At 64.5% G+C, this 17,379-nt stretch carries 20 protein-coding genes; all 20 read right to left on the reverse strand.

Annotated elements, in window-relative coordinates:
* Positions 1 to 11: 11 nt before the first annotated feature.
* Positions 12 to 1,553 carry an NADH-quinone oxidoreductase subunit M gene (locus BMX16_RS05490; protein WP_089899945.1) on the reverse strand — a complete coding sequence of 514 codons (1,542 nt, stop codon included), beginning with the start codon at positions 1,551 to 1,553 and terminating at the stop codon, positions 12 to 14.
* A complete protein-coding gene (gene nuoL / locus BMX16_RS05495) occupies positions 1,553 to 3,799 on the reverse strand; it encodes an NADH-quinone oxidoreductase subunit L (RefSeq protein ID WP_089899948.1) in 2,247 nt (748 codons plus the stop codon). The genes BMX16_RS05490 and nuoL overlap by 1 nt, the downstream gene beginning before the upstream one ends.
* A 4-nt stretch (positions 3,800 to 3,803) precedes the next feature.
* Positions 3,804 to 4,109, reverse strand: a complete 306-nt coding sequence (nuoK, locus tag BMX16_RS05500; protein WP_089899952.1) for an NADH-quinone oxidoreductase subunit NuoK — start codon at positions 4,107 to 4,109, stop codon at positions 3,804 to 3,806.
* Positions 4,110 to 4,285: 176 nt separating this feature from the next.
* The gene (locus tag BMX16_RS05505) at positions 4,286 to 4,891 is read right to left on the reverse strand and encodes an NADH-quinone oxidoreductase subunit J (protein ID WP_089899956.1); all 606 of its coding nucleotides are present in this window, start codon (positions 4,889 to 4,891) and stop codon (positions 4,286 to 4,288) included.
* A gap of 19 nt (positions 4,892 to 4,910) precedes the next feature.
* Positions 4,911 to 5,315 carry a carboxymuconolactone decarboxylase family protein gene (locus tag BMX16_RS05510; protein WP_089899960.1) on the reverse strand — a complete coding sequence of 135 codons (405 nt, stop codon included), beginning with the start codon at positions 5,313 to 5,315 and terminating at the stop codon, positions 4,911 to 4,913.
* Entirely contained in the window at positions 5,312 to 5,800 is a 489-nt protein-coding gene (nuoI, locus tag BMX16_RS05515; RefSeq protein ID WP_089899963.1) for an NADH-quinone oxidoreductase subunit NuoI, read from the reverse strand. Before nuoI ends, BMX16_RS05510 begins: the two co-directional genes overlap by 4 nt.
* A 2-nt stretch (positions 5,801 to 5,802) precedes the next feature.
* Positions 5,803 to 6,840, reverse strand: a complete 1,038-nt coding sequence (gene nuoH / locus BMX16_RS05520) for an NADH-quinone oxidoreductase subunit NuoH (protein ID WP_089899966.1) — start codon at positions 6,838 to 6,840, stop codon at positions 5,803 to 5,805.
* A gap of 18 nt (positions 6,841 to 6,858) precedes the next feature.
* Complete coding sequence (locus tag BMX16_RS05525; RefSeq protein WP_425434005.1) at positions 6,859 to 7,245, reverse strand: hypothetical protein; 387 nt, start codon at positions 7,243 to 7,245, stop codon at positions 6,859 to 6,861.
* A complete protein-coding gene (gene nuoG / locus BMX16_RS05530) occupies positions 7,242 to 9,266 on the reverse strand; it encodes an NADH-quinone oxidoreductase subunit NuoG (protein WP_089899969.1) in 2,025 nt (674 codons plus the stop codon). Before nuoG ends, BMX16_RS05525 begins: the two co-directional genes overlap by 4 nt.
* 119 nt (positions 9,267 to 9,385) lie before the next feature.
* Positions 9,386 to 9,781, reverse strand: coding sequence for a DUF5333 domain-containing protein (locus BMX16_RS05535; protein WP_089899973.1), 396 nt, complete (start codon positions 9,779 to 9,781; stop codon positions 9,386 to 9,388).
* A gap of 195 nt (positions 9,782 to 9,976) precedes the next feature.
* Positions 9,977 to 10,099: a hypothetical protein gene (locus tag BMX16_RS18180; RefSeq protein WP_281242586.1), complete on the reverse strand. Its 123-nt coding sequence runs from the start codon at positions 10,097 to 10,099 to the stop codon at positions 9,977 to 9,979.
* Positions 10,100 to 10,284: 185 nt separating this feature from the next.
* Positions 10,285 to 10,431, reverse strand: coding sequence for a hypothetical protein (locus BMX16_RS17570; RefSeq protein ID WP_177174574.1), 147 nt, complete (start codon positions 10,429 to 10,431; stop codon positions 10,285 to 10,287).
* Positions 10,432 to 10,672: 241 nt separating this feature from the next.
* Complete coding sequence (nuoF, locus tag BMX16_RS05540; RefSeq protein WP_089899976.1) at positions 10,673 to 11,956, reverse strand: NADH-quinone oxidoreductase subunit NuoF; 1,284 nt, start codon at positions 11,954 to 11,956, stop codon at positions 10,673 to 10,675.
* 40 nt (positions 11,957 to 11,996) lie between these two features.
* Positions 11,997 to 12,212 carry a DUF5337 domain-containing protein gene (locus BMX16_RS05545; protein ID WP_089899979.1) on the reverse strand — a complete coding sequence of 72 codons (216 nt, stop codon included), beginning with the start codon at positions 12,210 to 12,212 and terminating at the stop codon, positions 11,997 to 11,999.
* 3 nt (positions 12,213 to 12,215) lie between these two features.
* Positions 12,216 to 13,340 (reverse strand): NADH-quinone oxidoreductase subunit E, encoded by a 1,125-nt coding sequence (locus BMX16_RS17575; RefSeq protein ID WP_177174575.1) that lies wholly within the window; start codon positions 13,338 to 13,340, stop codon positions 12,216 to 12,218.
* Positions 13,341 to 13,495: 155 nt separating this feature from the next.
* Positions 13,496 to 14,536 carry an NADH-quinone oxidoreductase subunit NuoE gene (gene nuoE / locus BMX16_RS05555; RefSeq protein ID WP_089899983.1) on the reverse strand — a complete coding sequence of 347 codons (1,041 nt, stop codon included), beginning with the start codon at positions 14,534 to 14,536 and terminating at the stop codon, positions 13,496 to 13,498.
* A gap of 70 nt (positions 14,537 to 14,606) precedes the next feature.
* Positions 14,607 to 14,948 (reverse strand): hypothetical protein, encoded by a 342-nt coding sequence (locus BMX16_RS05560; protein ID WP_089899986.1) that lies wholly within the window; start codon positions 14,946 to 14,948, stop codon positions 14,607 to 14,609.
* Positions 14,945 to 16,183, reverse strand: coding sequence for an NADH-quinone oxidoreductase subunit D (locus BMX16_RS05565; protein WP_089899989.1), 1,239 nt, complete (start codon positions 16,181 to 16,183; stop codon positions 14,945 to 14,947). Before BMX16_RS05565 ends, BMX16_RS05560 begins: the two co-directional genes overlap by 4 nt.
* A complete protein-coding gene (locus tag BMX16_RS05570; RefSeq protein WP_089899992.1) occupies positions 16,180 to 16,815 on the reverse strand; it encodes an NADH-quinone oxidoreductase subunit C in 636 nt (211 codons plus the stop codon). Before BMX16_RS05570 ends, BMX16_RS05565 begins: the two co-directional genes overlap by 4 nt.
* 9 nt (positions 16,816 to 16,824) lie before the next feature.
* Positions 16,825 to 17,358, reverse strand: coding sequence for a NuoB/complex I 20 kDa subunit family protein (locus BMX16_RS05575; protein ID WP_089899995.1), 534 nt, complete (start codon positions 17,356 to 17,358; stop codon positions 16,825 to 16,827).
* Positions 17,359 to 17,379: the final 21 nt, after the last annotated feature.

The following is a 17,379-nucleotide window of genomic DNA, read 5'->3' on the forward strand; positions in this document are numbered from 1 at the left end:
GGTGTGGTCCTTCAGTTCGCGGCAACGTCGGTGGCTGCGGCATAGGCCGCCGTCGCCGTGTCGTATTGACCGATCAGCGCCGAAACGGACGGGCCGATGATGTCGGTGACGAGGCTGGGATACACCCCCAGCAGCAGGGTCATGATGATGAGGGGGGCAAAGATCGCCCGCTCGCGTCCGTTCATGTCGGTGATCGATCGCAGGCTTTCCTTGATCAGGTCGCCCATGACCACCCGGCGATACAGCCACAGGCCATAGGCCGCCGACAGGATGACGCCCGTCGTCGCGATCGCCGCAACCCAGGTGTTGGTCTGGAACGCCGCCATCAGTGTCAGGAATTCGCCCACGAACCCGCTGGTGCCCGGCAGGCCCACGTTCGCCATGGTGAAGAACATGAACACCACCGCATAGGCGGGCATCCGGTTCACCAGACCGCCGTAGGCGTCGATGTCGCGCGTGTGCATCCGGTCATAGATCACGCCGACGCACAGGAACATCGCGCCAGAGATGAAGCCGTGCGAGATCATCTGAAAGATCGCGCCGTCGATGCCCTGCTGGTTCACGGTAAAGATGCCAAGCGTCACGAAGCCCATGTGCGCGACGGACGAATAGGCGATCAGCTTCTTCATGTCCTTCTGCACGAGCGCCACCAGCGACGTGTAGACGATGGCGATCGCCGACAGCCACAGGATCAGCGGTGCGATCACCTCGGACCCGACCGGGAACATCGGCAGGCTGAACCGCAGGAATCCGTAGCCCCCCATCTTGAGCAGGATCGCGGCCAGCACGACGGACCCGGCGGTGGGCGCCTGCACGTGCGCGTCGGGCAGCCAGGTGTGGACCGGCCACATCGGCATCTTGACGGCAAAGCTGGCGAAAAACGCGAGGAACATCAGCGTCTGCGCGCCGCCCACGATGGTGATGCCCAGCACGGTGAAGTCGGCGAACGGGAATTCCGTCGTCATCAGCGTCGGGATGTCGGTGGTCGCGGCATAGGAAAACATCGCCACCATCGCCACCAGCATCAGGACGGACCCGAGGAAGGTATAGAGGAAGAACTTGAAGCTGGCATAGATGCGGTTCGCCCCGCCCCAGATCCCGATGATCAGGAACATCGGTATCAGGCCCGCCTCGAAGAAGAGGTAGAACAGGATCAGGTCCAGCGCCATGAACACGCCCAGCATCAGCGTTTCCAGCACGAGGAAAGCGATCATGTACTCCTTGACCCGCACGTCCACGGTCCAGCACGCGGCAATGACCAGCGGCATCAGGAACGTGGTCAGCATGACGAACAGCACGGAAATGCCGTCCACGCCCAGCTTGTAGTTCAGGCCGAGCAGCCATTCCCGCTCTTCCACCATCTGGAAGCCGGTATTTGCCGGATCGAACTGGAACAGGATGAACAGCGACACGATGAACGTGGCGACCGTGGTGGCCAGCGCCACCCATTTCGCGTTGCGCTGTGCGGCGGCGTCGGTGCCGCGCAGGAACACGGCCAGGATCGCGGCCCCGATCAGCGGGATGAAGGTGGTGAGCGACAGCAGGTTGCCCATCAGTTGGCCCCTCCGAAGAACGTGACCCACGACAGCAGCAGGGCGATGCCGGCGACCATGGCGAAGGCATAGGTGAACAGGTAGCCCGACTGCATCCGGCCAGCGGTGCGCGTCAGGAACGGCACGACGCCAAGGGCCATCCCGTTGATGCCCCCGTCGATGGTGCCTTCATCCCCGCGATGCCACAGGAAGCGACCCAGCGCCACGGCGGGCCGCACGAACAGAAAGTTGTAGAGCTCGTCGAAATACCACTTGTTCAACAGAAACTGATACAGGTGCGACTGGTTCGCGGCGAGTTTCGCGGGCAGGTCTGGCCGACGGATGTACATCTGATAGGCGGTCAGGAATCCGATCAGCATGGCAACGAAGGGGCTGACCTTGACCCAGACCGGCGCGGCATGGGCGTCGTCCAGCACATGGTTGTCGGCGCCCATATAGATCGCGCCATCACCGGGGCGGCCACCGAAGGCAAAGTGGTGCTCGCCCTCGCCATGCGCCTCGGCCGTCTCGGATGCCACGGCGGTCTCGGCTGTGGGCACCTCGGCAGGTGCAGTCTCCTCTGCGGGCGCAGCCGCTGCGGCTGCTGCCTCTTCGGTGGGTGCGGCCTCTGGGGCGGCGGCCTCTTCGGCTGGTGCCGCGTCTCCTTCTGCGGGCGCAGCCTCACCCTCTGCCGGGCCGTCTTCCGCCGCCGCCATGACCACGACGCCAGCCTCTGCGGCATCAGGGATGGCAAAGAACTGCGCGACCTTCTCGTTCTCGCCGAACATGGATCCGTACCAGACCATGCCCGAGAACACGGCACCGAGGCTGAGGACGCCCAGCGGCACCAGCATCACAATCGGCGATTCATGTGCATGATCGTGGGTATGGTGATCGCCACGCGGCTTGCCGAAGAACGTCATGAACATCAGCCGCCAGCTGTAGAAGCTGGTGAACAGGGCCGCGATGACCAGCAGCCAGAAGCTGTAGGCGGTGCCACCGGCCCACGCGCTTTCGATCACGGCGTCCTTGGACAGGAAGCCGGCGAAGCCGAAGTGCGTCAGCGGGATGCCCACGCCGGTGATCGCCAGCGTGCCGATCAGCATGGCGTAGAAGGTGTAGGGCAGCTTTTTCCGCAGCCCGCCGTAGTTCCGCATGTCCTGTTCGTGGTGCATCCCGTGGATCACCGACCCCGCGCCAAGGAACAGCATCGCCTTGAAGAACGCGTGCGTCAGCAGGTGAAACATGGCGACGGAATAGACGCCGACGCCGGCGGCCACGAACATGTAGCCCAGCTGCGAACAGGTCGAATAGGCGATCACGCGCTTGATGTCGTTCTGCACCAGACCGACGGTCGCCGCAAAGAACGCGGTCGAGGCGCCGAGGAACACGATCATCTGCTTCGCCTCTGGGGCAAATTCATAAAGCGGCGACATCCGGCACACGAGGAACACGCCAGCCGTCACCATCGTCGCCGCGTGGATCAGCGCGGACACGGGCGTCGGCCCTTCCATCGCGTCGGGAAGCCACGTGTGCAGGAACAGCTGCGCCGACTTGCCCATCGCCCCGATGAACAGCAGCACGCCGATCAGGTTGGCGGCGTTCCAGTCGGTCCACAGGAAGCGGACCTCCATCTGCGCGACCTCCGGCATCATCGCAAAGATGTCGACGAAGCGGACGGAATCTGTCAGCAGGAACAGCCCGAAGATCCCCAGCGCAAAGCCGAAGTCGCCGACCCGGTTCACGACGAACGCCTTGATCGCGGCGGCGTTGGCGCTGGGTTTGCGGTAATAGAAGCCGATCAGCAGGTAAGACGCGAGACCGACCCCTTCCCAGCCGAAGAACATCTGGATCAGGTTGTCCGCCGTCACCAGCATCAGCATCGTGAAGGTGAAGAACGACAGATAGGCAAAGAACCGGGCGCGGTACGGCGTGCCGTCGGCGAAGTTGTCGTCATGCGCCATGTAGCCAAAGGAGTAGAGGTGCACGAGCGCCGAGACGGTCGTGATGACGATCAGCATGATCGCGGTCAGCCGGTCCATACGGATCGCCCAGTCGGCGGTCAGCGACCCGCTTTCGATCCAGCGCAGGACCGGGATCGACCGGGTTTCGCCGTCGAACCCCAGAAACACGACCCACGACAGGATGGCCGCAAGGAACAGCAGCGACGTAGCCACCCACTGCGCCGGCTTTTCGCCGATGATCCGCCAGGTGAACCCGCAGATCAGGGCACCGACCAGCGGTGCAAACAGGATGATGGTTTCCATGGGTTCAGCCCTTCATCACGTTGACGTCTTCAACGTCGATGGTCCCGCGGGTGCGGAAGAAACAGACGAGGATGGCAAGGCCGATGGCGGCCTCGGCGGCGGCGACGGTCAGCACGAACAGGGTGAACACCTGCCCTACCAGATCGCCGAGGAAGCTGGAGAAGGCGACGAAGTTGATGTTCACCGCCAGCAGCATCAACTCGATGCTCATCAGCAGGATGATGACATTCTTGCGGTTGAGGAAGAGCCCGAAGATGCCGATGACGAACAGCGCCGCCGCGACCACGAGATAATGTTCCAGTCCGATCATGGGTCTTGTTCCTCTGGGCGTGTCGCCCGCCGTCTAATGCCGTCGTGTAGGATCGTCGCGTGTCGGCGTTCAGCCGAAGAGCGTGTAGCCGCCGCCGAACACGAGGATCAGGATGACGATGATGGCGGCAATCATGGTGTTCGACATGGGGGTGGTCCTTTGCAGAGGGGCAGCCCTTACAGGCCCTGCCCCGGTTTCACGTCTTTCAGTTCCATCGCGAGTTTCGGGTCGCGGTGCATCTGCGCCAGCACGTTCTGACGCTTGATGTCGACCCGGTGGCGCAGGGTCAGCACGATAGCCCCGATCATCGCGACCAGCAGGATCAAACCCGACAGCTGGAACAGGATGATGTAGCGGTCATAGATCAGCAGCCCAAGGCCCGTGGTGTTGAACGTGTCGGGCACCGGGGCCGCAAGCCGCGTGTCGATGCCGTCGGAAAACGTCCATGCGCCGACGGCGATGGCCAGTTGCATCAGCACGACGACGCCGATCAGCAGCCCCAGCGGCAGGTATTTCGACATTTCGGCCTTCAGTTCGGCAAAGTCGATGTCCAGCATCATGACGACGAACAGGAACAGCACCGCGACCGCGCCCACATAGACGATGATCAGCAGCATGGCGACGAATTCCGCGCCCAGCGTCACGAACAGGCCCGCCGACGACAGGAATGCCAGGATGAGCCACAGCACCGAATGGACCGGGTTGCGCGCGAGGACCGTCATCAGCCCGCCCAGAATCGTGGCGATGGCAAAGACGTAGAATGTGAAAACGAATGGCGTCATGCGGATCGGTCCTTGTTCTTCACGTCTTGTCGGTCTTCGGCTTCATCACGTCGTTGGCGATGGTCATGGCCTGCGTCATCGACGGCACGCCGCCGAACATGGCGGCCATCGCGATCGTCGCGGCCACTTCCTTTTCGGTCGCACCCGCCTCGACCAGATGCCGCACGGTCAGGCGCAACTGCACTTCGGCTTGCGCCCCCATGATCGTCAGTCCCATCAGCGTCAGCAACAGGCGCGTCTTCGCGTCAAGTCCCTCGGGATTCAACCCCCTGCCGAAGAAGGTTTCCATCATCGCCGCCGGCATCGTCGGCCAGAACGCCTCGATCCCCTTTGGCGTGAAGGTCTCCATCGCCGGATTGAGCTGTTTCACCCAGTCCTGCCCCATGGACATGATCGCATCGAAGGGAGTCTTCGGGCCGGTCATCGGTAGGGCGCATCCATGGCGAGATTGCGCGCGATCTCGGCTTCCCATCGGTCACCGTTCGCAAGCAGCTTGTCCTTGTCGTAATAGAGTTCCTCGCGCGTTTCCGTGCTGAACTCGAAATTCGGACCCTCGACGATGGCGTCGACGGGGCACGCCTCCTGACAAAAGCCGCAGTAGATGCATTTCGTCATATCGATGTCGTAACGCGTCGTGCGGCGCGACCCGTCGTCGGTGCGGGGTGCCGCATCGATTGTGATCGCCTGCGCGGGGCACACGGCCTCGCACAGTTTGCAGGCGATGCAGCGTTCCTCGCCGTTGGGATAGCGGCGCAGGGCGTGCTCACCCCGGAACCGCGGGGACAGCGGGCCCTTTTCATGCGGATAGTTCACGGTCGCCTTGGGCGCGAAGAAATACTTCATGCCCAGCCCGAACCCTTTCCAGAAGTCGGACAGCAGGAAATACTTTGCGGTGCGTGTGTAGTCCATTTTCAGACTCCCCAAGTATAGCGGGCCCAGAAGCCGCCCATCACTTCGAATTTCGCAAGGAATGCGATCAGCACGACCCAGCCCAGCGACAGCGGCAGGAACACTTTCCAGCCGATCCGCATCAGCTGGTCATAGCGGTAGCGGGGCGTGATCGCCTTCACCATCGCGAACATGAAGAAGCAGAGCAGCATCTTCAGCACCATCCACAGGATGCCGTCGGGCAGTCCGGGGATCGGCGACAGCCAGCCGCCGAGGAACAGGAGCGATACCAGCGCGCACATCAGCACGACGGCCATCAGCTCGCCGATCATGAACAACAGGAACGGGGTGGAGGAGTATTCCACCTGATACCCCGCGACCAGTTCCGACTCCGCCTCTGGCAGATCGAACGGCGGGCGGTTGGTTTCGGCCAGTGCCGAGATGAAGAACAGGAACAGCATCGGGAAATGCGCGACCCAGTACCACGACAGCGCCCCGGCACCGCGCTGCGCCTCGACAATGTCGCCGAAGTTCATCGAGCCCGTAGAGATGATGATGCCGATGATGATGAGGCCCAATGACACCTCGTAGGAGATCATCTGTGCCGCCGACCGCAAGGACCCGAGGAACGGGTATTTGGAGTTCGATGCCCAGCCACCCATGATGATGCCGTACACCTCCAGCGACGAGACCGCGAAGACGAACAGGATCGCCACGTTGATGTCCGACAGCACCCAGCCTTCGTTGAACGGAATCACCGACCACGCGATCACCGGCAGCACGAAGGCCAGCAGCGGTGCGATGAAGAACACCGCCTTGTCGGCCCCGGCGGGCACGATGATTTCCTTGACGATGTATTTCAGGAAGTCCGCAAAGGACTGCAGCACGCCCCAGGGGCCCACCACGTTGGGGCCACGGCGCATCTGCACGGCGGCCCAGACCTTGCGGTCCGCATACATCAGCATGGCCAGTCCCAGCAGCAGCGGGATCAGCACCAGCAGACATTGCCCCAGGATCAGCAGGACGATCCCCGTGTTCGTGGTGGTGAAGAAGTCGATCATGGTATGCTTCCCGTGCCTTCAGACCGTCGGTATGCCCGATGTGCCGCAATCGGCCACCGTCACGACCGCGTCGATGGTGGCCAACCCGCGCGGCAGGTCCGGCGAGATGGTGTAAACAGCATCCGCCGCCCAAGTGCCAGCCTGATTGCTGACGTTCGTGCGCACCAGACGCGCAAAAGAATAGCCCCTGATCAAGGCATACTGGGCTGCCGCGCATTCGGCGTATTTTTCGACCGCCTCCGGCGTGTCGGACCCGCGCAGACGCACCATGAAATTCACCAGATCGCCGTCGAGCAATGCGGTCTTCACGCCAAGGTATTCGGGCGTCACAGGCCCGTCGTCCTGTGCGGCGGTGCAGCCCGCCAGAACCAGCAGGCTGCACAGACTGGCACGCAAAACGCTCACTCTGCCGCGATCTTGTCCGTGACGCGCACCGCGGCGTTGGCGGACAATTCCGCCATCAGGGTGGACGCGCGTGCGATCGGGTTGGTCAGGTAATAGGACGCGACCGCCTGCCCGAAATCGCCGGACCCCAGCGGGCCGGCATCGGCGGCAATGGCAGCGGCTTCGTTCACCGGCACGACGTCGATCTGGCCCAGATGCGGATGGTCTGCGACCAGCGCGCGCCGCAGCGCCGCCAGGGAATCGAACGGCAGCGTGGCGTCCAGTTCAGCCGACAGCGCCCGCAGGATCGCCCAGTTCTCTTTCGCCTGACCCGGGGGGAAGCTGGCGCGCAGGGCCAGTTGCGGGCGGCCTTCGGTGTTCACAAACAGGCCGCCTTCCTCGGTATAGGCTGCAGACGGCAGGATCACGTCGGCGCGGTGTGCACCGCGGTCGCCGTGGCTGCCCTGATAGATGACGAAGGGTCCGGCAGGCACATCGACCTCGTCCGTGCCGAGGTTGTAGACCACCTCGGCCCCGTCCAGTGCAGCGGCCATGCCACCGTCGGTCACGGCACCCACGTCCATCGCGCCAACGCGGGCGGCGGCGGTGTGCAGGATCAGCAGCTTGGCGTTCGACTTTGTCACGATGCCCTGCACGGCGGCCAGCACGGCGACCCCGTCGTCGCCGGCCAATGCCGCCTGCCCCACGACCACCAGACACCGCTTGTCCGCCAAAGGCGCCATATCGAGGCCGGCGACATGATCGAGTGCGCCGCGGTCGGTCCCCATATGCTCGTAGTCATAGGTCAGATCAACGGCCTGGCCCACCAGCGTCACATCGGCACCGCGCGACCAGGCGCGGCGGATACGGCTGTTCAGCACGGGCGCTTCGGCGCGGGGATTGGTGCCGATCAGCAGGATCTTGTCCGCCATATCGATGTCGGCGATGGTCGCCGTGCCGACATAGCCCGCACGATCACCGGCGGGCAGCTTTGCGCCATCGGTGCGGCATTCGACGTGGCCGCCCAGCCCTTCGATCAGCTGTTTCAGCGCATAGGCGGCCTCGACCGGGGCCAGATCGCCCACCAGACCGGCGACCTTGCGGCCCTTCATCGCCGCAACGACGGCGGCCAGCGCCTCCGGCCACTCGGCGCGACGCAGCTTGCCATTTTCGCGGATGTAAGGCGTGTCCAGCCGCTGGCGGCGCAACCCGTCGAATACGAAGCGGGACTTGTCGTTGATCCACTCCTCGTTCACGTCATCATGGTTGCGCGGCAGGATGCGCATGACGTCGCGGCCCTTGGTGTCGACGCGGATGTTCGACCCCAGCGCGTCCATCACGTCGATGGATTCGGTCTTGGTCAGTTCCCACGGACGGGCGGTGAAGGAGTAGGGCTTGCTGACCAGCGCGCCCACCGGGCACAGGTCGATGATGTTGCCCTGCATGTTGCTGGACAGCGTCTCGCCCAGATAGGACGTGATCTCGCTGTCTTCGCCGCGACCGGTCTGGCCCATCTGGTGGATGCCAGCGACTTCGGTCGTGAACCGCACGCAGCGGGTGCAGGAAATGCAGCGCGTCATGTGGGTTTCCACGAGCGGCCCAAGGTTCAGATCCTCGGTCGCCCGCTTCGGCTCTCGGAAGCGGGAAAAGTCGACGCCGTAGGCCATCGCCTGATCCTGCAGGTCGCATTCGCCCGCCTGATCGCAGATCGGACAATCCAGCGGATGGTTGATGAGCAGGAACTCCATCACCCCCTCGCGCGCCTTCTTGACCATCGGGCTGTTGGTCTTCACCACGGGCGGCTCGCCGTCCTTGCCGGGGCGCAAATCCCTGACCTGCATCGCACACGAGGCGGTCGGCTTGGGCGGGCCGCCCACGACCTCGACCAGACACATGCGGCAGTTGCCCGCAATGCTCAGCCGTTCATGATAGCAGAACCGGGGGATCTCGATGCCTGCAACCTCGCAGGCCTGAATGAGCGTCATCGCCCCTTCGACCTCGATCACGGTGCCATCGATGTTGAGTTTGCGCAGATCGGACATGGACGCCTCCGGCGATTGGACCGCACCCGGGCATGGCCCGGGCGTTTGATCTGCGTTCTACCCCCAAGCCCCGCGCATTGCCAGCCGCAACGGGCTGTTTTTGCGCAGGGCGCTGCGGCCTAGCGCAGCAGCCGCCCCACACCCGTGCCGCGCGCGATCTGGTCGCGGGCGACGGCGCAATAGGTGTCCTCCTGCCCCGGCACCGCGCCAAGCTGTTCCAGCTGCGACCGCGCGATCACCTCCAGCCGGTCCTTTTCGGCCTCGTCGTCGATATAGGCGTCGATTTCGGCGTTGGAGTATCCCAACGCGCGGGCGCGGGATTTCAGGTTCAGAAGGGTGCTGATGCCCCGCACCGTGCGCGCATCGACGGGGCCACACTTCTCGCTCAGCTCATAGGCCATGCCGACGACCAGCAGACCGTTGCGGATCTCGGATTCGTCGGCCAGCGACTGCGCCTGTGCCACGGGGGCCGCGACGGCAGCCAGTATCGCGCCGAGGATGAGGGGTCTGGGCATGGGACTGCTCCTGCTGGGGTGGAACCTTGTGGCTCCATTGGGGCCCTACATCGGCATGGGCGGACCGCTATGCAATAACGGCCTCGGGTTCGTGACGACCGCAGGCGGAAAACCCGCCGGGCCGGACGACCAGGCGTCGGATAGGGTGCCATCGGCCTGCATGGTGCAGACCGCCGGTCCCCCGCCCGGTGCCGTTCACTTCATCGATGCGTCATAGGCTGGTGCGGCGGGCGGGGTCACCACCATCGGCGCGGGCTCGGGCTGGCGGGCACAGGCGGCTGCGGTCAACAGGGCCATCGTCATCAGTGCAAATTTCATCGTCATTCGTCCTTTTCGTCCCGACAACCACATGCTGCAGCCGGCAGGGGGACGCCCGGTGCACGCCGACGGACCGATTGCCCTGTCAAGGGTGATGATAGGTCGCACCCAGCAAGAGTCGAGTGCGGTCCGCAGCGACCACCCGCCCCTGTCATGCGAAAGGCACGCTGTCCAAAGGGGGACAGTCAGCGCATCCGCGTCAGGGTATTGGGAAAGGAGGTGCTGACCAGACCGCTCGACGTGCTGGCGGTCAGATAGGTTTTGCCGCTGGGATACATCGTGATCCCCACGACCCGGCTGCCAGCCTGCAGGCGCGTGTTCCCGTCCGTCACCACCTGTCCGCCATCCGGAATGTGGCAGGCGACTGTACCGGTTTCGCCGTCACCGTTTTGATCGACTGTCGGATGCCCTGCTTGAGTCTGACCGACACCCGGCCCTACTCGCCAGCGACGCCGCAGGCGGTCCCGGCGGGAAAGTCATGAAACAGCACGCTGACATTCGTGTTCTGATCGGCCAGCACCGGTTCGGCCGACAGTAGAACCGCCATGCTGGCTGTCAGGCGCGCCGTGCGGGTCACTCCGCCGCGACGGGCACGCGCTTGTGACGGATGCGGTCCTCGATCTCGCCACGGAAGTTGCGGATCAGGCCCTGGATCGGCCATGCGGCGGCGTCGCCAAGCGCGCAGATCGTGTGACCTTCGACTTGCTTGGTCACGTCCAGCAGCATATCGATTTCCTCGACGCTCGCGTTCCCGGTCACGAGGCGTTCCATCACGCGCATCATCCAGCCGGTCCCTTCGCGGCAGGGCGTGCACTGGCCGCAGCTTTCGTGCTTGTAGAACTTCGACAGCCGCCAGATCGCCTTGATCATGTCGGTGGACTGATCCATCACGATAACCGCTGCCGTGCCCAGACCGCTGCGCTGTTCACGCAACCAGTCGAAATCCATGATCCCGTCCTGCATCTGGTCCGCCGTCAGACAGGGCACGGAAGATCCACCGGGAATAACCGCCTTGAGGTTGGACCACCCGCCACGGATGCCGCCACAATGCTTGTCGATCAGCTCCTTGAACGGGATCGACATTTCCTCTTCGACGACGCAGGGGTTGTTCACATGACCCGAGATCGCGAACAGCTTGGTGCCCGCGTTGTTGGGCCGCCCCATGCCCGCGAACCATGCACCGCCACGCCGCAGGATCGTCGGCACCACGGCGATGGATTCCACGTTGTTCACCGTGGTCGGGCAGCCATAAAGGCCCGCACCGGCCGGAAACGGCGGCTTCATGCGCGGCATCCCCTTCTTGCCTTCGAGGCTTTCGAGCAGCGCGGTTTCTTCGCCGCAGATGTAGGCACCCGCACCGTGGGCCACGTAGATGTCGAAACCCCAGCCGGAACCGCAGGCATTCTTGCCCACAAGACCTGCGTCGTAGCATTCGTCGATGGCGTTCTGCAGCGCCTCTTTCTCGCGGATGTATTCACCACGGATATAGATGTAGCAAGCATGCGCCTGCATGGCGAAACTGGCGATCAGGCAGCCTTCGATCAGCGTGTGCGGATCATGGCGCATGATCTCGCGGTCCTTGCAGGTGCCCGGCTCGGATTCGTCGGCGTTGACCACGAGGTAGCTCGGACGCCCGTCGCTTTCCTTGGGCATGAACGACCACTTCAGGCCGGTCGGGAACCCTGCCCCGCCGCGCCCGCGCAGGCCGGATGCCTTCATCTCGTCCACGATCCAGCTGGCACCCTTGCCGAGGATGTCCTTGGTGCCGTCCCAGTGTCCCCGCGCCTGCGCGCCTTTCAGCGAGCGGTCGTGCATCCCGTAGAGGTTGGTAAAGATGCGATCCTGGTCTTTCAGCATGGTGTCATCCCTGCAAAGTGGGGGGTGCGGCGGGGCCGCGTCATTGCCGCGTCTTCTGCCAGATCCGCAGGGTCACGACCAGTGACCAAATGAACGCAGCCATCGACACCAGATACAGCAGGATCTCGTACTTGGGCGCGATCCCGGTCTGGGTCACGATCCAGGGGGCCAGCAGCGCCAGCATCCCCGCCCCAGCGATCACGAGGGCTGCGATGCGGCCCTGACGGGCAGTTGTTTCGTCATGTCCGTGGGTCATGGTCTAGTTCACGCGGCCTCTCTCGATGTCGATGGAATGGGGTGTGCTGCCGCCAGCCGCCAGGATGCGCGACTGTCCGATCCAGTCCTCGCGGCTGACGCGGCCCTTGAAGCCCTTGAGGTTCTCGTCCATCCACGCGACCTCGCGCGCCTGCCAGCCCGCGATCTGGTCGAAGTGAAAGATGCCGAGGCTGTGCAACAGCCCCTCCAGCTTGGGCCCCACGCCACGGATCAGCTTCAGATCGTCCGGCGCGCCATTGCGCGCCGCCGTCATCGCGGCGGGGCGTTCCGCATCGGTCGTCGTGGGCTGGTGGGTCGCGTCGTCATCATCCGGATGGACAGCGTCGGGGTCGCGCAGCTGCTGCGGCGCTGCGGCGGAATAGGTCCAGCTGCCTTTGCGGGACGCGAGTTCGGTCTGACCCGCCAGCGTCGCGGACGGCTTGACGAGGCCTCGCCGCGCCGCGGCAGGTGCAGCGGCGGAATGGTGATCGCCTGCCGCTGCGGGCGCGGCGGACAGAACGGATGCGTCGTCAGCGATTTCGTCACCGGTTGCCGAGCCATACGCTTCTGAGGTTCGCATCGCGGCAACCTCTCCCGCATCACGATGCGGCGCAGGCGTCGCATCGGCGTGAGGCACGTCGTAGGGTTGCACGGGCGTCGGCATGACGGCTGCGTCCAGCGCCGACACGGCGTCGCGCACCAGCGGCAAGGTCGGGTCGTCCACACCGGCCCGCGTCGCCGCCGCATCGAACGTGTCGCCATCGGTCAGCCGGACACCGGACAGGTCCGCCCCTGTCGCGGCGGCGCGGGGGGCAGACGACGCGGGCGCGTGATCCGTGACCGATCCACCCGAGCGAATGCTACCTTGGGGCAGGCCTGTATGCGGTGTGTTGCGACCGCCGGATGACGGCGGCACGGGCTGCACCGGGCCGACGCCATAGCCCATCGGGCGCACCTTGGGATCGCGCCAGCCGATCAGCAGGGCCACGGCGACGACCAGTGCCACGCCGACCACCACCGCCAAGGCCGGAACGACCGTGAAATCATACAACACGTAAGCGACGCCGCCACCGATCCAGCCGAAGACGGCGGCGAGCACGACAATACCCTGTTCCCTCAATCCGATCATGTCCCTCGATCCTCCCTTGCGGTGCAACCAAAGGCCACACCCACTGACCTGTGGGCAGTCGATGCCACGGCACCCCACCCCGCCCGGATGGTAGCGCAATTGTCGCAGGTCACAATGGATTTCGCGCAAGGATTCCTGCGGCAAGGCCGGGTGGATCAGCCCTTGGGACCGGCCTTGTCATCATCCGCATCCGACACGCCATGCTCCGACGGCGGCTCCTCGCCGGTGCGGTAACCCGGTGTCGCGGTGCCGCTTTCGGCGCGCGCCGGGTTGGAGGGCGTGGGGGCTACGCTGCCTTCCTCAGGCCTGCCTGGACGCTCCACGTCCGCCGCCTCGCCGTCCGCCTCGGACACGCCGTCGCTGGCATCGCCACGATTGCGCGGTGCGGGTGCATCGCCTGCGACACGCCCACCCTGATCGCCGTCGGGGCCATCCGGCCCCAGCATGTCGTCACGCGCGGCGGCCTCGGGATCGGGGTCGGCTTGACGCGCCTCGGTCCACGGCGTGCGCAGCGGCACCTCGGTCCCGTCGATCCGCTTGAGCGTATCGCCGATGTCCACCGCCAGCTGCACGCTGCCGTTATGGCGCGCGCCCTGCCCCGCATGATCCGCCAGACTGGTCAATCCGGACAGCGGTTCGGACGAATAGCGACCATTCTGCGGACCCGGCACCGGCACTTGCCCCGCCGCCATGTCGTCGAGCAATGCCGACAGCTTTTCAACCGTCAGATCCTCGTAGTAATCCTTGCCGATCTGCGCCATCGGCGCGTTCGCGCAGGACCCAAGGCATTCCACCTCTTCCCATGAAAACTTGCCGTCCGCCGACAGTTGATGCGCTTTCGGCGCAATCTTGGACTTGCACAGACCGATCAGATCCTCGGCCCCGCAGATCATGCACGACAGGGTGCCGCAGACCTGCACGTGTGCGATGCTGCCCACGGGCTGCAACTGGAACATGAAGTAGAACGTCGCCACCTCGAGCACGCGGATATACTGCATGCCCAGCATCTGTGCCACGTATTCGATGGCAGGCCGCGTCAGCCAGCCGTGCTGTTCCTGCGCGCGCCACAGCAGCGGGATCACGGCGCTGGCCTGACGCCCTTCCGGGAACTTGGTCATCTGACCTTCCGCCCACGCCAAGTTGTCCGGCGTGAAGGCAAAGCTCTCGGGCTGGTCGTGATAAAGGCGTCGCAGCATGGGCAGGGGTCTTTCTGGAACTTCGGTCTTGGGGAAGCGGCGCGGGGCCAGGTCAGGCCCCGGCCCCGGTTCAGATGCAGCGGTCGCTGATCACGCGGATGGTGCCGTTGTCGGACGCTTCGACACGGCCTTCGGCCTGCAGTTCCGGCACGATCCCGGCCAGTTCCTCGCGGCTGATGGTGGCCTGCGTCAGGACGTTGCCCACGTTCCCGGCGGTCAGGGCGCAGTCGTTCGCCTCGATCGCGCCGACAAGGCGTTCCTTGGCGGTCAGCAGCGCGGGCTGCGGCGTGGCGCGCGGCATCGGATCGGCGGGCAGGTTGTTGCCCAGACGGCTGATGCCGTTCGCATCGCCCACGGGGGCGCAGGCGGCCACGGTCAGGGCCAGCCCTACGACAAGAATACGCGTGATCATCGGTCGATCTCTCCGAAAACGACGTCCATGGTGCCGATGATGGCAGCCACGTCGGCCAGTTGGTGCCCAGAGGCAATGTAATCCATGGCCTGCAGGTGCAGGTATCCCGGCGCGCGCAGCTTTGCGCGGTAGGGTTTGTTGGTGCCGTCGGCCACCAGATACACGCCGAACTCGCCCTTGGGCGCCTCGACGGCGGCATAAACCTCGCCCGCCGGCACGTGGAACCCTTCGGTATAAAGCTTGAAGTGGTGGATCAGGCTTTCCATGTCGGTCTTCATCGCGTGGCGGGTCGGCGGGGTCATCTTGCCACGGGCCATCACGTCGCCCTTCTCCACCCGCAGCTTGGCGCAGGCCTGCCGCATGATGTGGACGGACTGGCGCATCTCCTCCATCCGCACGAGGTAGCGGTCGTAGCAGTCGCCGTTCTTGCCCACCGGGATCTGGAACTCGAACTCGTCATAGCATTCATAGGGCTGTGCGCGGCGCAGATCCCACGCAAGGCCGGACCCACGGACCATCACGCCAGAGAATCCCCAGTCCTGAATGTCCTGCTCGGTCACGATGCCGATGTCGGCGTTGCGCTGCTTGAAGATGCGGTTTTCCGTCAGCAGACCGTCGATGTCGGCCAGCACCTTCAGGAACGGATCGCACCACGCGTCGATATCCTCGACCAACTGGTCGGGCAGGTCCTGATGCACGCCGCCGGGGCGGAAATAGGCGGCATGCAGACGCGCGCCAGAGGCACGTTCATAGAACACCATCAGCTTTTCGCGTTCCTCGAAGCCCCACAGCGGCGGGGTCAGGGCGCCCACGTCCATCGCCTGCGTGGTCACGTTCAGCAGATGGCTCAGGATGCGGCCGATCTCGGAATAGAGCACGCGGATCAGCGACGCGCGGCGCGGCACGACGGTGCCGGTCAGCCGCTCGATCGCCAGACACCATGCGTGTTCCTGATTCATCGGGCTGACGTAGTCCAGCCGGTCGAAATACGGCAGGTTCTGCAGATAGGTGCGGCTTTCCATCAGCTTTTCGGTGCCACGGTGCAGCAGGCCGATGTGCGGATCGCACCGCTCCACGATCTCGCCGTCCAGCTCCAGCACCAGCCGCAGCACGCCGTGCGCGGCGGGGTGCTGCGGGCCGAAGTTGATGTTGAAGTTGCGGATCTTCTGCTCGCCGGTGCGGGCGTCGACGGACCCGTCGTCATAGGTGTTAATGCGGATGTCGCCGTCCATCATTTCGCAGCCTCCTTGGTGACAGGCGCACCCGGAGGGGCGGCCTTGTCGTCGCCGGGCAGGATGTAGGTGGCACCCTCCCACGGGCTCATGAAATCGAACTGGCGGTATTCCTGCACGAGGCTGACGGGTTCATAGACCACCCGCTTCTGCACCTCGTCATAGCGCACCTCGGTGTAACCCGTCGTCGGGAAATCCTTGCGCAACGGGTGCCCGCGAAAGCCGTAGTCGGTCAGGATGCGACGCAGATCCGGGTGGCCCGAAAACAGGATGCCGAACATGTCGAACACTTCCCGCTCGAACCAGTTGGCCGATGGATGCACGCTGATGATCGACGGCACCATGTCCTGTTCGCGCACGTCGATCTTTAGCCGGATGCGGTGGTTCTGATACATCGACAAAAAGTGATAGACGACCTCGAACCGGGTGGGCCGCTGCGGGTAATCGACGGCGGTGATGTCCACGAGGGACGAAAACCGGCATGTCGGATCGTGGCGCAGGAAATCAACGAACGCCACGAGGCTGCTGGGGGACAGGTGCACGGTCAGCTCGCCCTGTGCGACCTCCCACCCCAGCACGCAGTCGTTGCGGCGGGATTCCAGATACTGGCCGAGCTCGGTAAGTGCCTCTGACATGTCCGTCCCCTAGCGTGTGATCGTGCCGGTGCGGCGCATCTTGCGCTGCAACTGCAGAATGCCATAGAGCAGCGCCTCTGCCGTCGGCGGGCAGCCGGGCACGTAGATGTCCACGGGCACGATGCGGTCGCACCCGCGCACCACAGAATAGCTGTAGTGATAGTAGCCGCCACCGTTGGCGCAGGACCCCATCGAGATCACGTAGCGCGGCTCCGGCATCTGGTCGTAGACCTTGCGCAGGGCGGGCGCCATCTTGTTGGTCAGGGTACCTGCCACGATCATCAGGTCAGACTGCCGCGGAGAGGCGCGCGGTGCGGTGCCGAAGCGTTCCAGATCATAGCGCGGCATCGACGTGTGCATCATCTCGACCGCGCAGCACGCCAGACCGAAGGTCATCCAGTGCAGGCTGCCGGTGCGCGCCCAGTTCACGATGTCGGCGGTCGAGGTGACGAGAAACCCCTTGTCCGTCAACTCGCGGTTCAGAGCTTGCGTGGCGACCTCGCGGTCGGGGCCAGCGGTGTTTAGTCCGGTAGCTATGCCCATTGCGATTTCTCCTGACGATGC

The organism is Loktanella fryxellensis, from assembly GCF_900110065.1.
Lineage (GTDB): Bacteria > Pseudomonadota > Alphaproteobacteria > Rhodobacterales > Rhodobacteraceae > Loktanella > Loktanella fryxellensis.

Excerpts from the sequence above, each read along its gene's own strand:
- BMX16_RS05565 (WP_089899989.1), bottom strand. The coding sequence starts at position 16,183 with ATGATGGACGGCGACATCCGCATTAACACCTATGACGACGGGTCCGTC.
- BMX16_RS05535 (WP_089899973.1), bottom strand. The coding sequence starts at position 9,781 with ATGCCCAGACCCCTCATCCTCGGCGCGATACTGGCTGCCGTCGCGGCC.
- BMX16_RS05545 (WP_089899979.1), bottom strand. The coding sequence starts at position 12,212 with ATGACCCACGGACATGACGAAACAACTGCCCGTCAGGGCCGCATCGCA.
- BMX16_RS05510 (WP_089899960.1), bottom strand. The coding sequence starts at position 5,315 with ATGACCGGCCCGAAGACTCCCTTCGATGCGATCATGTCCATGGGGCAG.
- nuoI (WP_089899963.1), bottom strand. The coding sequence starts at position 5,800 with ATGGACTACACACGCACCGCAAAGTATTTCCTGCTGTCCGACTTCTGG.
- nuoF (WP_089899976.1), bottom strand. The coding sequence starts at position 11,956 with ATGCTGAAAGACCAGGATCGCATCTTTACCAACCTCTACGGGATGCAC.
- BMX16_RS05570 (WP_089899992.1), bottom strand. The coding sequence starts at position 16,815 with ATGTCAGAGGCACTTACCGAGCTCGGCCAGTATCTGGAATCCCGCCGC.
- nuoG (WP_089899969.1), bottom strand. The coding sequence starts at position 9,266 with ATGTCCGATCTGCGCAAACTCAACATCGATGGCACCGTGATCGAGGTC.
- BMX16_RS18180 (WP_281242586.1), bottom strand. The coding sequence starts at position 10,099 with ATGAAATTTGCACTGATGACGATGGCCCTGTTGACCGCAGCCGCCTGT.
- nuoE (WP_089899983.1), bottom strand. The coding sequence starts at position 14,536 with ATGCTGCGACGCCTTTATCACGACCAGCCCGAGAGCTTTGCCTTCACG.
- BMX16_RS05560 (WP_089899986.1), bottom strand. The coding sequence starts at position 14,948 with ATGATCACGCGTATTCTTGTCGTAGGGCTGGCCCTGACCGTGGCCGCC.
- BMX16_RS05505 (WP_089899956.1), bottom strand. The coding sequence starts at position 4,891 with ATGACGCCATTCGTTTTCACATTCTACGTCTTTGCCATCGCCACGATT.
- BMX16_RS05490 (WP_089899945.1), bottom strand. The coding sequence starts at position 1,553 with ATGGGCAACCTGCTGTCGCTCACCACCTTCATCCCGCTGATCGGGGCC.
- nuoH (WP_089899966.1), bottom strand. The coding sequence starts at position 6,840 with ATGATCGACTTCTTCACCACCACGAACACGGGGATCGTCCTGCTGATC.
- BMX16_RS05575 (WP_089899995.1), bottom strand. The coding sequence starts at position 17,358 with ATGGGCATAGCTACCGGACTAAACACCGCTGGCCCCGACCGCGAGGTC.
- nuoK (WP_089899952.1), bottom strand. The coding sequence starts at position 4,109 with ATGATCGGACTGGAACATTATCTCGTGGTCGCGGCGGCGCTGTTCGTC.
- nuoL (WP_089899948.1), bottom strand. The coding sequence starts at position 3,799 with ATGGAAACCATCATCCTGTTTGCACCGCTGGTCGGTGCCCTGATCTGC.
- BMX16_RS17575 (WP_177174575.1), bottom strand. The coding sequence starts at position 13,340 with ATGATCGGATTGAGGGAACAGGGTATTGTCGTGCTCGCCGCCGTCTTC.